This window comes from Streptomyces sp. S186, assembly GCF_051603415.1.
Lineage (GTDB): Bacteria > Actinomycetota > Actinomycetes > Streptomycetales > Streptomycetaceae > Streptomyces.
The window spans coordinates 5,091,847-5,107,932 of record NZ_CP193932.1; the positions used below are offsets into that span (position 1 = coordinate 5,091,847).

The following is a 16,086-nucleotide window of genomic DNA, read 5'->3' on the forward strand; positions in this document are numbered from 1 at the left end:
CCTCCGAGGTCGGCGCGGTCCCCCGCGCACGGACAGGCAGCGAACGATTCAGCAACGCACGCATCAGCAGCAGCGATTTATATGGCTTGATGGCTTGTAGTCCGTTTTACCCCGGAGGGGGCGGGGTAGAGCGGGGACCCGCAGAAAGGAACGGAGGCCACTGTTCCGTGTCCCGCAACTCCGCTCGTCCTGAGGACAACCCCGGCGGCCCGACCGTCACTGTGATCGTGCCGGTCCACGACACCCGCCGCTACCTGGAGCGCAGCCTCGGCTCGGTCTTCGCCCAGACCCTCGACCCGGACCGCATCGAGATCATCGCCGTCGACGACGGCTCCACCGACGGCAGCGCCGCCTGGCTCGACGAGGCCGCCGCCACCCACCCCCGCCTCACCGTCGTCCACCAGCCCGCCTCCGGCGGCGCCGGCAGACCCCGCAACGCCGGCCTGGACCGCGCCACCGGCGACTACGTCTTCTTCCTCGACTCCGACGACCACCTCGGCCCCGAGGCACTGGACCGCCTCACCCGGATGGCCGAGGAGCACGGCTCCGACATCGTCTACGGCCGCATCGTCGGCACCGACGGCCGCGCCGCCCCCGTCGACCTGCGCACCACCAGCCCCCGCGTCTCGGTCTTCGACTCACCCGTCTACTGGTCGCTGGCCGCCTACAAGCTCTTCCGCCGCTCCTTCGTCGAACGCCACCACCTGCGCTTCGTCGAGGGCCGGCTGCTCGCCGAGGACCTCCCCTTCGGCATCACCGCCCTGCTGCGCGCCGGCACCGTCTCCGTCCTCGCCGACTACGACTGCTACTACCTGCACGGCCGCGCGGACGACAGCAACGCCTCCCGTCAGGACATGGACTGGCCCGCCTACCTCGCCTACATCGACACCGTCCTGGCCGGCCTCGCCGCCGAGGTCCCGCCCGGCCCCGACCGCGACAAACTCATGGTCCGCCACTTCCACGGCGAGATACTCATGCCGTTCGCGGCCCCCTACCTCGCCCGGGACGAGGCCGGCCGCCGCGCGATGCGCGAGGCCGCCCGCCCCCTCGTCGACCGCTATCTGACCGACCGGGTCTCCGCCGCCCTCCCGCCCGGCCTCCGGCTCCGCGCCCACTGCCTCCGCGCCGGCCTCGACACCGAACTGACCGACGTCGTCCGGGCCGACTCCGCCCCCGGCGCCGAAGCGCCCGGCCGCCCCCACCTCGACAACGGCCGCGCCTACGCCGCCTATCCGCACTTCCGCGACCCGGACCACCCACTGCCGGACGCCCTCTACGACCTCACCGACCGGATCGCCGTCCGCCAGCGCCTCACCGAACTCCAGTGGGTCGGCGGCGTCCTCCACCTCCACGGCACCGCCACCCTCCGCGCCACCGGCCCCATCGGCGCCGATCGGGTGGAACTCGTCCTCCACCGCAGCGGCGCGCACCTCCGCGTCCCCGCCTCGCACGGCCCCGACGACACCTGGCACGCCGCCCTCGACCCGGCCACCGCCGCCCACGGCACCCCGCTGGCGGACGGCATCTGGGGCCTGAAGATCGCGGTGGGCGCCGCCGGTCTCCGCCGCGAAGCCTGGCTCGTCCCCGAGGGCGGCGCACCGGTCACCGACACCACGCCCCGTGTCGTCAGCCACGGCCCCGAAGGCCCCACCGTCGCCGCCCTCTTCCTCTCCTCCCCGCACGGCCACCTCCACCTCGACCTCGACCACGACGGCGCCCGCCGCCCGCTCGGCACCGACCTCCGGGGCGAGGCCGCCTGCACCCGCGCCGGCCGCGCCACGGTCGCCGCCCGCGTCACCCTCCCCGGCTGCCCCGCCGACGCCGGCCTCCAGTTCGTCCTGCGCGACGCCACCCGCTGCGTGGCCCTGCGCACCACCGTCGAACGCGGCGCCGGCGACCGCTACCGCGCCCGCTCCCGCCTCCGCAGCGGCCCCCCGGGCACCTGGCGGGTCGCCCTCCGTCTCACCGCGGGCGGCCTGCACCGCGAACTCCCGGTCCGATCCGCCGACGGCCGGGGCCCGTTGACACTCACCGTGCCGGCGACGGAGGGCTGACGGCCCCTCCGTGTCAGAGCCGGCCCCTCCGTGTCAGAGCCGTGTCAGCCGCATGTCAGGTCCCCAGGCGACCGTGGCCGCAACGACCGCCGCGAAAGGACCTCCCATGAGCCAGCCGCCTCCCGTCCCGCAGGGCCTCCCCATGGACCGCGACGCGGGCCCCTTCGACCCGCCCCGCGAGATCACCCGGCTGCGCGAGGCCCGCCCCGTCAGCCCCCTGGCCTTCCCCGACGGGCACCAGGGCTGGCTCGTCACCGGCTACGAGGAGGTCCGCCGGCTCCTGGCCGACACCCGGTTCAGCTCCCGCCAGGACCTCGGCGTTCTCCATGTGCCGTACGAGACCCCCGGCATGCCCACCCCCACCGAACCGTCCCCGCAGGTGCCGGGCCTGTTCGTCGCCATGGACCCGCCGGACCACACCCGGCTGCGGCGCAGGCTCACCGGCGCCTTCACCGTCAAACGCATGAAGCAGCTCGAAGACCACATCACCGAGATCACCGAGCGGCAACTGGACGAACTGGCGCGCCTCGCCCCGCCGGTCGACCTCGTCAAGGAGTTCGCGCTGCCGGTGCCCTCGCTGGTGATCTGCGCACTGCTCGGTGTCCCCTACGAGGACCGCGACACCTTCCAGGTCAACTCCGCGAAGTTCATGGAGAAGGACATCGCCCTCGACGAGAAGATGGCCGCGTACGGCGCACTGACCTCGTACCTCGCCGAACTGGTCACCCGCAAACGCGCCGCACCCGGCGAGGACATCCTCTCCGACCTGGCCCGCCATGAGGACCTCACCATCGAGGAGTTGACCGGCGCCGCCTTCCTGCTGCTGCTCGCCGGCCACGAGACCACCGCCAACATGCTGGCCCTGGGCACCTTCGCGCTCCTGGAGCACCCCGGGCAACTCGCCGAACTGCGCGCCGATCCGGAACTGCTCCCCGACGCCGTCGAGGAACTCCTGCGCTATCTCTCCGTCGGCGACATCTTCTACCGCTACGCCACGGAGGACATCGAACTCGGCGGCGAAACGATCGGCAAGGGATCGACCGTCGTCGTCTCGCTGCTGGCCGCCAACCGCGACCCCCGGCGCTTCGAGAACCCCGACACCCTGGACCTCCACCGCAAGGCCCGCGGTCACCTCTCCTTCGGCCACGGCATCCACCAGTGCCTCGGCCAGCAGCTGGCCCGCATCGAGATGCGCGCCGGTCTCGGCGGCCTGCTGCGCCGCTTCCCGGCCCTCGAACTCGCCGTCCCCGCCCACGAGGTGAGGCTCCGGACCGACATGAACATCTACGGCGTCCACGAACTCCCGGTCACCTGGCCGAAAACAGCCTGACAGCCGTGCGCCGAGCCCTCTACTTGTTCTATAACTGCTAGAACAAGTAGAGGGATCAACTCACTGGGGGTTTCCATGCGTTCGCGCTCTTGTCGGCGTAGCAGGGTGGCGGCCGGGCTGGCGGCGGCGGTCGTCGTCGCGGCCGGGCCGGTGGGGAACGCGGCCGGGGCGGTCGCCGCTCCGCGGGCCGCCGCCGCGGTCGTGCCCGCCGTGGACCGCGAGGTCCGGTTCGCCGCGGACGGCACCACGGCGTACGGCACGGTGCACATCCCCGCCCACCGGCCCGGCCGCAGGCTGGCCGCGGCGCTGCTGATACCCGGCAGCGGGCCGACCGACCGCAACGGCGACGAGCCGCCCGGCCTCACCCCGCACACCCTGGCCCTCCTCGCGGGCGCGCTCGGCGAGGACGGGGTGATGACCCTGCGGTTCGACAAGTACGGCACCGGGCGGACGGGGCTCGGCGGCCGGCACCGCGCACCCGACATGGCCGCCTACACCCGCCAGGCCGTGGCCGCCTACGACACCCTGCGCGCCCAGCCGGAGGCCGACCCGCGCGCGCTGCTCGTGGTCGGGCACAGCGAGGGCGGCCTGCAGGCGCTGCTCGTCGACCGCGCGGTGCGGGCGAAGCCCGCCGGGCTCGCGCTGCTCGCGCCGCAGGACGTGCGGCTGCTGGACTCGTTCGAGTTCCAGTTGGCGGACGGTCTGGACCGGGCGGTCCGGGCCGGCCAACTGAGCGCGGAACAGGCCGAGTTGAACAAGAAGGGGGTGGCCGGGGCCGTCGCGGACTTCCGGGGCGGACGGCCGGTGGACACGTCAGGGCTGCTGCCGTCCGTCGCCGCCCTCCTCAACGGCATGTTCGGGCCGGTCAACGCGGACTTCGTGCGCACCGACGACGCGCTCTACCCGCCGGCCGTGGCCCGGGGCGTCGCGCCCGGCACGCGGACGCTCGTCACCTGTGGCACGGCGGACGCCAACGTGCCGTGCCGGACTGTGCCGGCGCTGCTGTCCGGCCTCGCCGCGGCCCGCACCACCGGACCCGGGCCGCGGGTGCTGCCCGGTGTGGACCATCTGCTGCACCCGGCGGGAACGCCGGCCGACGAGCCGGTGATCGCCCCGGCGGCGCGGCGGGCCCTGCACGCGTTCGTCCGGCCCTGGCGGCAGGGGGCGGCCGGCTGAGGCCCGCGCCCCTCTTCGTGCGTCACGGGCTCGCCGGCTCCGCCGGAGGGCCCGTTTCCGCATGCGGGCGGTCGGTGTGCGGGTGGTCGGTCTCCAGGCCGTCCACCAGGCGGTTGAGGAAGCGGGTGAAGGCGGCGTCGGGGGTGAGGGGGCGGCCGGGGGAGGCGAGGGCGCGGGCGAGTTCGGGGTGGTGGCCGTCGGCGGCGACGGTGGCGAGGTAGCGGGCCTCGGCGGTGGCGCGGCCGGGGGAGTCGGCGGCCGCGGCGCGGGTGAGTTCATGGCCGACGTGGGAGGCCACGAAGCCGGTGAGGAGGCTGAAGATCTCCAGTTTCGCGGCGCCGTCCAGGGGGAGCGGGCGGAGCGCGGCGAGGGCGTGTTCCAGGAAGGCCAGGGTGTGCGGGCCCAGGGTCCGGCGGGCGGTCAGGGCGGCGGGCAGCCAGGGGTGGCGGAGCATCAGGGCGCGCTGCTGGTGGGCGAGCGCCTTGAGGTCGGCGCGCCAGTCGCCGGTGAGCGGGGCGGGAGGCAGGAGTTCGCCGCTGACGTGGTCGACCATCAGCTCCAGCAGGGTCTCCTTGTCCGGGGCGTAGCTGTAGAGGGACATCACCCCGGCGCCGACCCGGGCGGCGACCGCGCGCATGGTGACGGCGTCGAGCCCGTCGGCGTCGGCGAGGGCGACGGCCGCGGCGGTGATCGCCTCGCGGGTGAAGGCGGGGCGGCGGCCGCGGCGGGGCCGGTCGGGCGTCAGCCAGAGCCCGTGGGGGTCGTCGGCGCCCGGCGCGCCGGGCCGGTCGCCGGGGGATGCGGGCGCGGGCACGGGGTCTCCTCTCGGGGGTGGATGTCAAGGACGGATGTCAGGGAGGGAACATCCGTCAATCAGGGAGGGAACACCGGTCAATCCAAGCATCCGTTATTCTCGTACGTCGTACGGGAATAGCGGAACGGCTGGAATGGCGGGGTGGGGGCGTGAGCGTGACGGAGTGGGCGGCACCGGACGGGCGGCCGGCGCGGGCAGCGCGGTGGATGCGGGCGATGGCACGGAAGGTGCCGGCGGGGCCGTACCGGGTCGGGTGCGAGACGGGGCTGTCGGTGCCGGGCGGGGACGGGGCGCCGCTGGTGACCGATCACTACTTTCCGCGGGCGGACGGGGAGTTCTCGCGACCATCCGGGGAGTTCCCGACGGTGCTGGTGCGCTCGCCCTACGGGCGGGGCGTGCCCTGGGCGTCGCTGTACGGGATTCCCCTCGCGGAGCACGGCTTCCATGTGGTGATACAGAGCTGTCGGGGGACGGGCGGGTCGGGCGGCGCCTTTCATCTGTGGCGGAACGAGGCGGCGGACGGGCGGGCCACCGTCGCATGGCTGCGCCAACAGCCCTGGTTCAACGGTGCGTTGGGGACGATCGGAGCCAGCTACCTGGGGTACACGCAGTGGGCCCTCGGGCTGGAGCCGCCGCCGGAGCTGCGGGCGATGGTGGTCCAGGTCGGGCTGCACGACCCGCACGCGTACTTCCACGCCGGGGGCGCGGTCCATCTGGAGAACGCGCTGGTGTCGGGCGTCGGCCTGGCCTACCAGCACCAGGGGTGGTGGCCGTTCCTGCGGGCGGCGCTGCGGCTGCGGCGTTGGCTGTCCGGTGCGCACCGGGAGCCGGTGCCGTACGCGTCCGGCCCGGCCGCCGAACTGCCCTGGCTCGCCGAGGCGTTGGGGCGGACGGACGGCAGTGATCCGTACTGGCGGGGCGCGTCGACGGAGGCGGCGGCGGAGCATCCGGCGGTGCCCACCTGCCTGATCGCCGGCTGGCAGGACGTCTTCCTCGACCAGAACCTCGCGCAGTACCGGCGGCTGCGCCGGGCCGGCCGCGAGACCGCGCTGCTCGTCGGGCCCTGGACGCACCACTCGGTGCTCCAGCAGGGATGGCCCGAGGTGTTCACGGAGAGCCTGGCGTGGCTGCGGGCCCACCTGTACGGGGAACGGGCCGGGCTGCGGCCCACGCCCGTACGGGTGCACGTCGGAGGGGACGCCAACGGCAACGGGGACGGCACCGGGGACGGGTGGCGGGATCTCGCGGAGTGGCCACCGTCGGCCGGGGCCGGGGAGCCCTGGTATCTGCACCCGGGCGGACGGCTGGAGCGGCGGCGAGCCGGCGGCACCGGCCCGATGGGGGAGTTCCGGCACGACCCGGCCGAACCCACTCCGTCGCTCGGCGGGCCGGTGCTCTCCGGCGGTGCGGGCCGTCGCGACAACCGGGCGCTGGAGGCCCGGCCGGACGTGCTGACGTTCACCGGGCCGGTGCTGACCGAGCCGCTGGAGGTGCTCGGGCCGGTCGCGGCCCGGATGCGGGTCACGGCGGCCGGGGCAGAGGGCGCGCCCGCCGGCCGGCCCGTCGACGTCTTCGCGCGGCTCTGCGACGTGGACGGGCGGGGCCGATCGGTGAACGTGTGCGACGGGCTGGTGCGGGTGGTCGCGCCGGACGGGGCGGCGGGCCCGCTGGAGGTGGTGGTGCCGATGAGCGCGGCGGCCCACCGGTTCGCCGCCGGGCACCGGGTGCGGTTGCAGCTCAGCGGCGGCGCGTTCCCGCGGTACGCGCTCCCGGCCGGCGGCCCGGACGACGACGGCGTGCCCGGCGCGCCCGTACGCGTCACCCTCCACCCCGGCTCGGCCCTGGACCTGCCGGCCTGACCGCAGACGACGCTGCCGCGGAAACACCGAACCGCCCACTCCCCAAGAGGAGCAGGCGGCCCGGATTCAGCACGCGGGTACGGCCGTCGTCAGCCCTCCCGGGACTCCGGATGATGGTGCTGCCACCCCGCCCACGCCGACGTGATCATGTCGCGGACGTCGTGGCGGGCCTCCCAGCCCAGTTCCTTGGCGATGCGGTCGGCGGCGGCCACCACCCGGGCCGGGTCGCCGGCGCGGCGCGGGGTGACCTCGGGCACCACGCCCTCGTAGCCGGTGATCTCCTCGATCAGATCGACCATCTCGCGGACCGAAACCCCCTCGCCCCGGCCGATGTTGAGGGTCAGATCGCGGACCGGGCCCGGCTCGGCGAGCTTGCGGGCGGCCGCGACATGCGCGTCGGCGAGGTCCGCGACGTGGATGTAGTCACGGATGCAGGTGCCGTCGGGGGTGTCGTAGTCGTCACCGAAGATCCGCGGCGCCTCCCCCTGGGTCAGCCGCTCGAAGACCATCGGGACGATGTTGAAGACACCGGTGTCGGCCAGCTCGGGCGTGGCCGTGCCGGCCACGTTGAAGTACCGCAGGCAGGCGGTGCTGATGCCGTGGGCCTTCCCCGCGGCGCGGGCCATCCACTCGCCGATGAGCTTGGTCTCGCCGTACGGGTTGATCGGGACGCAGGGCGTCTCCTCCGTGACGAGGTCCACGTCCGGCATGCCGTAGACGGCGGCGGAGGAGGAGAAGACGAAGCGCGGGACGCCGCCGGCGGCCATCGCCTCCAGGAGGTTCTGCAGGCCGTGGACGTTCTCGCGGTAGTAGTGCAGCGGCAGCTCCACCGACTCGCCGACCTGCTTCTTCGCGGCCAGGTGGACGACGTCGGTGATGCCGTGCTCGGCGATCGTGGCGTCCAGCACAGCGCGGTCGAGCGTCGAGCCGACGATCAGGGGCACGTCCTCGGGGACCCGGGCGCGGACGCCCGTGGTCAGGTCATCGAGGACGACGACCGACTCGCCGGCCTGCCGCAGGGCCCTTACGACATGGGAGCCGATGTAACCGGCACCACCCGTGATCAGGTAAGACATAGCGCCAATCCTAGGGAAGGGGACAGGGGGACGGTGCCGCGGGTCAGTGCCGCAGCCGGCGGGCGGCGATCCGCCACACGCTGCGCGGCCCGGACGCCACCCGGAACGCCAGCGCACCGCCGGTGGTGGTGTACGGCTGGGCGAGCAGCACCAGCCGGCGCCGGCTGGGCAGCACCCGCCGCCGCAGACCGTCGCCCACGGCCCGCAGCCCGGCCCCGACGACGGTGCCGTCCGCGCAGGTCAGCCGGGCCGTGACGTCCCACGGTTCGGGCTCGTCGGGCCGGGAGCCGGGCAGCTCGGTCAGCGGGGCGAGGTCCAGCGCCGCGGCGGCCGTCCAGGCGGTGCCGTCGGCGGTGGGCGCGAGCGCGGCGGTCAGCACCGGGCCGGGGCGGCCGTCCCGGCGGCGGTGCAGCGCGACGTCGACGCTGACCGGCCCGGCCGCCGCCAGCCGCCCGTACAGGTCGTGGACCCGCAGCCGCAGCACCCCGCGGGCCGCGCCCAGCACCGGATCGGCGTCGATGGTCACCGGGAGGAGGGGGACGGCACCGGTGCCGGGCACCTCCTCGTCGGCGGCGTCCACCGCGTCGCCGGGCGCCAGGCCCTCCAGCCGCACCTCGGGCAGCTCCGCCGACCAGACCGGGGCGCCGTCGGGGCCCGTCGCGTACGGCGGCAGCAGACGGCCGGGACGGGCCGCCAGCTGCGTCAGCCGCTCCAGGTCGCGGGGGGCGGCGGAGGCCAGCACCACCCGGGCCAGCCAGCGGGCCGGGGCGTGCGCGGCCCGCACCTCGGCGTCCTCGAAGGAGGCCAGATGGTCGCGGGTCAGCCGCCACCACTCGGCGCGGTAGTCCGCGCCGCGGGTGTGCAGCTCCCGGACGTACATCCGCAGATCGTGGTCGAGGAACTTGGTGGCCGCCGCCGCCACCAGCGTCTTGTGCCCGGCGTCGCCGAGGATCCGCAGCACGGTGCGGTGCGCCTCGATGCGCTGTCGCCAATTGGCGACGTCCTTGCGGTCCAGGGAGATCGACTGCTTGGCGGCGGCGCGGCGCACATGCCAGACGTAGACCGTGTCGGGCACCGTCGCGATCTTCGGGGCGGCCGCCAGCACCCGGGCGGTGAAGACGAAGTCCTCGTAGTGGTAGCGGCCTTCGGGGAAGGCGATGCCGTGGCCGGTGAGGAACTCCCGGGCGTAGAGCTTGTTGACGCAGAGCGTGTCGCGGACCAGCTGGGGCGCGGCGTCCGGCCCGTCGTACACGGCCGGCTCGCGGTACAGCTCCGGCTGCCAGGGCACATCGCGGCGGGCCGGCAGCTCCCGGCGGACGCAGGCGCCCGCGGTGACCGGCGCCCCGTGCTCCAGCGCCGCGGACAGCAGCGCCGCCACCGCGCCCGGCGGCAGCACGTCGTCGCTGTCGAGGAACATCACATAGCGGCCGGCGGCGGCCCGCAGCCCGTCGTTGCGGGGCGAACCGCAGCCGCCGCTGTTCTCGCCGCGGTGCAGGACCCGCAGCCGCGGCTCGGTGCGGGCCAGGGCGTCCAGCGCCGCGCCGGTGCCGTCGGTGGAGGCGTCGTCCACCGCGATCACCTCCGCGACCGCGTCCCCCTGCGCGAGCGCCGACCGCACCGCGTCGGCGACGTGCACGGCGTCGTTGAACGCGATGACGACGACGCTGACCTGCGCGGCGGGCGACAGGGTGGGCCCAGGCTGTGACTCAAGGGCGTCATTCACAGTCACTAAACTACATTTCGTGTCGACAGCAGCTCTCGGCGTGAGCGGGATCGGACCCTGTTCTCCAGGGTCAGAGGGCGAAGACTGCCCAGCGGTTGCGCCAGCCGCCCGCATTCTCCGCCTCACTGCTGTCCCGTAACCAGCCGGGGCCCGGGGCCGGGCCCCCAGCGCCCTCACCGCGCCGCCGGCCCGCTCACTCCATGACCAGATCCGCGACCCGCCCCGCCGCCCCGCCGTCGTCGAGATGACAGAACATCCGCCGGAACTCCGCATACGCCGGCGCACTCGCCCGCGCCACCGCCGGCAGCTCCCCCAGGGCCTCGACCAGCTCCTCCGTCGACGACAGCAGCGGACCCGGCACCCGCGCCTCGAAGTCCAGACTGAAACCCCGCAGCGTGTCACGGTAGTGCGCCAGATCAGGAGTGAGGAACAGCATCGGCCGGCCGGTGTTGGCGAAGTCCACGGCCAGCGACGAGTAGTCGGTGACCAGCACGTCCGCGGCCAGCAGCAGCTCCGTCGCGTCCGGGTACGACGACACGTCCACCGCGAACGGCGCATGGTGCGCCGGCAGCCGGTCGGGCACCTGCGGATGGCTGCGCACCAGCAGCACATGGTCCCCCTCCAGCGCCGACCGCGCCGCGTCCAGGTCCAGCGGCAGATGCAGCCGGTGGTGCGAGGCGTCGTACGCCACGTCGTCGCGCGGCGTCGGCGCGTACAGCACCACCCGCTGCTCCGGCCGCACCCCCAGCCGGGCCCGGACCGCGGCCGCCACCTCCTCACGGTCCGCGGCGTGCAGCGCGTCGGTCCGCGGCAGCCCCGTCTCCAGCATCTTCCCGGCGTAACCCAGCGCCGACCGCAGCACCGGCGTGCTCGCCGCGTTCGGCGACAGCAGCACACTCCACTGCCGGCCCAGCCGCGGCCGCGGCGCCAGATGCGCCAGCCCCCCGCACAGCGTCCCCGCCAGATCCGCGCCGATCCGCTTCAGCGGCGTCCCGTGCCAGGTCTGGATCACCCGCTGCCCGGCCCGCCGCACGAACCAGCGCGGCAGATGCGTGTTGGTGACGATCCAGTGGCTGTGCGCCAGCGCCCCGTGCCAGGCCGCACTGCCCACCAGCACCGGCCGGGCCGTCGGCGGCACCTCGGTCTGCGCGTCCCGCACCGCCCACAGATGCGTCACGTCCAGCCCTCGCCGCACCAGCTCCTCGTGCACCGCCCGCGGCGAGTCCCCGTACGCCCGGCCGCCGAAACTGCTGTACAGCACCGCGTCCCGCAGCGGCCGGGAGCGGTGCAGCGGATAGTGCTGCTCGCGCAGCACCCGCCGCCGGTACGGGCCCCGGTCCACCGGCGGCAGCGCGGGACCGGCCGCCACGAACACCTCGTCGTGCCCCACCCGGTCCAGCGTGAACGGCTTGCCGCGCACCGTCCGCGACACCGGCAGCCCGTCGAACACCGACGGCGCGAACCGCACCGGCGCGGCCGGCGGCGAGGCCGCCGCCCCCCGCTCCCGCAGATGCACCGTCCAGCGGCCCTCCCGCAACGGCACCTCCCCGGCCAGCGACGGCAGCGCCGCCAGCGGCAGCGAACAGTGGAACCGCCCCGCGTCGTGCACCGCCGGGAACACCGCCTCGGCGGCGTGCGCGGTGTGCTTGAGGACCAGCTCCGGCACCGGCGGCGCCGCGTCCGGCAGCACCCCCGCCAGCAGCAGCGTCCCGTCCGTCCGCCACACCACCCGGTCCACATACGCCTGCGGCACCCGGTCGTGCAGCACCAGATCCCCCGCCGGCGACGCCGACGCCACCAACTCCCGCCCGTGCGGCAGCGGATGGGCCACCGGCACCATCCCCGCCGGACAGCCCACCGGCTCGGTGCCGCCGTCCGGCAGCACCAGCTCCGGCAGCCAGACCTCGGTGTGCGGCGGCGGGACCGCGGCCGGCCCGCCGTCCCGCACCGGCCGCGCCGCCGCGTCCCACACGTCCGGCCGCACCCGCACCACACACCGCCCGCCGCCGGCGTCCCCGTCCCCCTCCGCACCGCGTTCCTCCGGGACCGCCGCGCCCGCGCCGTCCGTGCCGTCCCCGCTGCCCGTTCCGTCCCCGCCGCCGTCCGCCGCGCCCTCCACCGGGAACGACACCACCGTCCCTGTCCCCCGGTGCGTCAGCCGCAGCGCCACCGGCGCCGGACCCGGCGCCGCCACCGTCAACTCCAGCGCCCCGCCCGCCACCACCGGCGGCCCCGCCAGCCGCCACACCCGCCGCTCCACCGCGATCCGCAGCCGCCCGTCCACATACCGCGGTGTCACCCGCATCCCGTCCACCCCCTCGTACGCCGCTGGCGCCGCCCCCGACCCGCTCTCCGGCGCGCCCAGCTCCCCGGACCGCACCACCCCCGCCGACGCCAGCAGCACCTCCACCCGCCACTCGCCCGGCACCAGCCGCCCCCCACGCCGCAACCGCGCCGGATCCACCCGCAGCTCGAACCCCGCCCAGTCGTAACAGTGCAACTCCTGCCCGGACGCCGCGGTCGCCTCCGGCATCGCCACCGTCCGCAGCGGCAGCACGATCCGCCGCCGCCCGCACGACAGCACCGCCGTCCGCAGATACCCGTGCCGCGTCCCCGCCGGCAGATTCCGCAGATACGCCCAGCCCCGCAACAACAGCTCCCCGCCCCGCCACACCGCCTCCCGCACCTGCGCCCGCACCGGGAAGTCCGCCCGCCCCAGCCGCACCACCCCCGCCGGCAACACCACCGACGGCTCCGCCGGCAGCACCGCCCGCCGCCGCAGCGGCGCCCCCGCCACCACGAAACCCCCCGGATTACGCGCCTCGTGCCCCAGCAGCGCCACCAGATCCGACAGCCGCCCCGCCCGCACCAGATACCACCGCATCCGCAGCTCCACCGGCAGCGCCCGCAACAACCGCGGATCGGTCCGCGACAGAAAGTCCCGGGCACAGTCCAGGAACGCCGTCCGCACCTCCGGCGCCGCCCCCGGCAGCGCCGCCACCAGATCCAGCAGCCCCCCGGTCAGCTGCGCCCGGTCGTACTCCGCCCGCAGCCGCCCGCACGCCGGACGCACCGGATCCGCCAGCAGCGCCCGCATCCGCGCCACCGCCGCGAACCGGTCCCGCACCCCCTGCGCACCCGGCCGTCCGCGCCCGCCCGGCCCCTCCGGCAGCCGCCGGTAACAGACATGCTCGCCCAGCACGTCCACCGCCTCCGCCAGGACGTGCGCCGGCAGCGCCACCGCCGCCCCGTCGCACCACTCCCCCTCGGGAAAGACGAAGCCGTGCCGGTCCCAGAACGCCCGCCGGAACACCTTGTTCCGCACGAAGTGGTCGCCCAGCAGCGCCGGATCCTCCGCGACATGGGTCCGCAGCACCGTCTCCCGCACCACCGGACGGTCCGCCGGCCGGCTCCGGCCCGCCGCCCCCAGCCGGTAGACGCCGCCGGTCGCCAGATCCGAGCCCGACTCGTCCAGCAGCCCCGTCAGATCCTCGTACGCCCGCGGCAGCAGCACATCGTCCGGCGCCAGGAACGCCAGATACGCGGTGTGCGGAAACGCGTGCCGGGCACCGGCGTTCCACGCCCCGCCCCGGCCCCCGCCCACATGGTGCACCACCCGGAACCGCGGATCCCGCTCCGCCGGCCGCCGCCACGGCCCCTCCGGCCCCTCCGCCGGCCCGTCGGCCACCAGCACCACGTCCAGCTCCGCCAGCGTCTGGGCCGCCACCGACTCCAGACACTCCTCCACATGGCGCGCGGACCCCGCACCGCGCGGGACCGGGACGACGACGGTGAGCCGAGGCTTCATGGGCGTAACGAGCCTTTCCGGACGGGCGGACCACGGGAGACAACAACCCCCGGGCGCACACGGGACGATGCGGCCGACTCGACCCTCAACTCGTCCATCGGCGGCCCGGTCACCGGCGCTGCGCTGAAAGGGTGAGGCGAAGGTGCGGCGGAACGGCCCGGACCGCGCGATGGCGTAGACCGTGGGACAGCGTGCCCGGCGCCCCGTGCACCGGACACCGGCAACCGCCCGCCGCCCAGGAAGGTGACCGCCCCGCGATGCCCGGACGAACCGACAGCTCCGCCGCCACCGACCGCCCCGACACCGCGGCCCCCGCCCCCGGCACCCCCGCCGCCCGCCCCCCGCACCCCGCCGGCACCACCCCGGCCGCCTCCACCGTCCGCCGCTCCGCCCACCGCCGCCGCACCGCCCTGCCCCGGCTCCTGCCCGCCCGGCCCCCCTTCGCCCGGCAACTGCGCCGGATCGGCCCCGGCCGCGTCCTGGAGATCGGCTGCGGCGACGGCGACACCCTCGCCGCCTGCGCCCCCGGCAGCGTCGGCATCGACCACGACCCGCGCGCCGTCGCCCACTGCCGCGCCCGCGGCCTCGCCGCCTACACCGCCGACGCCTTCCTGGCCGGCCCGCACGCCCGCCCCGGCGCCTTCGACGCGCTGCTCACCGCCCACGTCCTGCAACACCTCGACGACGAACAGGTCGAGGAACTCCTGCGCGCCTACGTCCCCTACGTCCGGCCCGGCGGCGGCGTCCTGCTGATCACCGCCCAGGAGGCCGGCCACCGCGCCGGACCCGACCCCGTCCGCTTCACCGACTTCACCCTGCTGCGGGCCTTCGCCGCCTCCGCCGGGCTGGCCGTCCGGCGCACCTACTCCCACCCCCTGCCCCGGAGCGCCGGACGGGTGCTGCGCGCCAACTCCTTCGTCCTCGTCGGCCAGGTGCCCCCGGGCTGAACCGGGCGCCCTCCCGGCCGAACCGGGCGGACCCGCACCCCCCGCCGACCGCCCGCCGCCGCCCGCTACCGCTTACGGGCCCGCTTACGGGCCCGCTTACGGGCCCGCTTACGGGCCCGCACCAGCGCCCGGGTCACGATCGGCGGCAGTACGTCCCGCGCCACCCGCCGCAGCACACCGCGCGGCGGGCGCGGCGCCGGACGCCCGGCGGCCGGCCGGGCCGCCCCGGCCGCGCCCGCCGGCTCCGTCGTGCTGCCGCCGGCCACCGGCACCCGCTCCGCCGGCCGCTCCGGCGCCGCCGCGTACCGCGACACCGGATGCGCCGGCTCCCGCGCCCCCTTGGCGCTCAGCCGCACCAGCGGCCCGCCGTTCACCTGCTGCACCTCGTGCCACACGTCATCGCGCCCGGCCAGCCACGCCAGCAGCGCCCCCCGGTACGGCTCCGGATCGCCCCACGTGCCGTAGAACTTCGTGCCCGTCACACAGATCGGCCGCAGCCCGTGGCCGGTCACCGCCTGCCAGGTGGCCGCGGCCACCCCCGGGCAGTGCTCGGCACGGTAGTCGTCCATCACCACCACCCCGCGGTCGGCCAGCAGCTCCCGCACCGCCAGGATGTCGCCGTGCACATGCTCGTACAGATGCGAGGCGTCGATATGCGCGAACCGCACACTGTCCGCCGCGACATGCTCCACCACCGACGAGCTCAGCCCCTGCACGATCACCGGCAACTCCTCGTGGAACGCGAGGTAGTTGGCCTCGAACGCCCGGCGCGTCAGCGTCGCGTACGACTTCGCCATCTCCCTGGAGTTGAGGTCGTCCTCCGCCGGCGAGTCGAACAGGTCGCAGACCGTGAAGCGCTCGCCCGGACGCAGCCGCGCCCCCAGGAAGATCGCGCTCTTGCCCAGGTACGCGCCCAGCTCCAGCAGGTCACCCGTCACCGACCGGTCCTGCTGATGGCGCAGGAACCAGTCGAAGAGCAACTGATCGGCGGTGAAGAACCAGCCCTTGACCTCGGACAGCCGGGTCGGGCGCGGCAGGTGGTCGGCACTGTGGTCTGCGGTCACGGCAGTCATGTGCGATCCGTCTCCAGACGGTCGGGAAGCGATGGCGATGTATCGGCTGTATCGATGTCGATGTCGGGGTTCGATGGCGAGGTACGACACGAGGACGCGGCACGGCACCGGGGTCCGGCGGCACACCGCGGAAAGTCCCGGCCGCACCACGCGGTGCACGGAACGGCCGCCATCGTGGAGCAGCAACATGAACGGAAGGTGAGCACCGCCCCCACTCCGGACGCGG

General features: G+C 75.3%; 10 protein-coding genes. 5 read left to right on the forward strand and 5 right to left on the reverse strand.

Annotation, left to right across the window (positions count from 1 at the left end; genetic code table 11):
• Positions 1-167: 167 nt before the first annotated feature.
• The 3 genes from ACRAS8_RS21990 (at position 168) to ACRAS8_RS22000 (ending at position 4,560) form a co-directional block, all read left to right on the forward strand.
• Positions 168-2,054, forward strand: a complete 1,887-nt coding sequence (locus ACRAS8_RS21990; protein ID WP_438487706.1) for a glycosyltransferase family 2 protein — start codon at positions 168-170, stop codon at positions 2,052-2,054.
• Positions 2,055-2,160: 106 nt separating this feature from the next.
• Positions 2,161-3,384 (forward strand): cytochrome P450, encoded by a 1,224-nt coding sequence (locus ACRAS8_RS21995; protein WP_438487707.1) that lies wholly within the window; start codon positions 2,161-2,163, stop codon positions 3,382-3,384.
• A gap of 105 nt (positions 3,385-3,489) precedes the next feature.
• The gene (locus ACRAS8_RS22000) at positions 3,490-4,560 is read left to right on the forward strand and encodes an alpha/beta fold hydrolase (protein ID WP_438487708.1); all 1,071 of its coding nucleotides are present in this window, start codon (positions 3,490-3,492) and stop codon (positions 4,558-4,560) included.
• A gap of 22 nt (positions 4,561-4,582) precedes the next feature.
• On the opposite strand, the gene ACRAS8_RS22005 is transcribed toward ACRAS8_RS22000, so the two are convergent.
• A complete protein-coding gene (locus ACRAS8_RS22005; protein ID WP_438487709.1) occupies positions 4,583-5,374 on the reverse strand; it encodes a TetR/AcrR family transcriptional regulator C-terminal domain-containing protein in 792 nt (263 codons plus the stop codon).
• 206 nt (positions 5,375-5,580) lie between these two features.
• Between ACRAS8_RS22005 and ACRAS8_RS22010 the strand changes: the two genes are divergently transcribed.
• Positions 5,581-7,233, forward strand: a complete 1,653-nt coding sequence (locus ACRAS8_RS22010; protein ID WP_438490564.1) for a CocE/NonD family hydrolase — start codon at positions 5,581-5,583, stop codon at positions 7,231-7,233.
• Between the two features lie 89 nt (positions 7,234-7,322).
• Here ACRAS8_RS22010 and galE read toward each other — a convergent pair whose 3' ends face one another.
• From galE to ACRAS8_RS22025, 3 genes are all read right to left on the reverse strand, one after another.
• Complete coding sequence (gene galE / locus ACRAS8_RS22015; protein WP_438487710.1) at positions 7,323-8,309, reverse strand: UDP-glucose 4-epimerase GalE; 987 nt, start codon at positions 8,307-8,309, stop codon at positions 7,323-7,325.
• 43 nt (positions 8,310-8,352) lie between these two features.
• A complete protein-coding gene (locus tag ACRAS8_RS22020) occupies positions 8,353-10,032 on the reverse strand; it encodes a glycosyltransferase family 2 protein (RefSeq protein ID WP_438487711.1) in 1,680 nt (559 codons plus the stop codon).
• Positions 10,033-10,225: 193 nt separating this feature from the next.
• On the reverse strand, positions 10,226-13,840 hold the full coding sequence (locus tag ACRAS8_RS22025) for a CDP-glycerol glycerophosphotransferase family protein (protein ID WP_438487712.1): 3,615 nt from the start codon (positions 13,838-13,840) through the stop codon (positions 10,226-10,228).
• A 257-nt stretch (positions 13,841-14,097) separates the two neighbouring features.
• On the opposite strand from ACRAS8_RS22025, the gene ACRAS8_RS22030 reads away from it, so the two are divergent.
• On the forward strand, positions 14,098-14,787 hold the full coding sequence (locus ACRAS8_RS22030) for a class I SAM-dependent methyltransferase (RefSeq protein WP_438487713.1): 690 nt from the start codon (positions 14,098-14,100) through the stop codon (positions 14,785-14,787).
• A gap of 65 nt (positions 14,788-14,852) precedes the next feature.
• Here the strand turns inward: ACRAS8_RS22030 and ACRAS8_RS22035 are convergent, their stop codons facing one another.
• Positions 14,853-15,860, reverse strand: a complete 1,008-nt coding sequence (locus tag ACRAS8_RS22035) for a class I SAM-dependent methyltransferase (RefSeq protein ID WP_438487714.1) — start codon at positions 15,858-15,860, stop codon at positions 14,853-14,855.
• Positions 15,861-16,086: the final 226 nt, after the last annotated feature.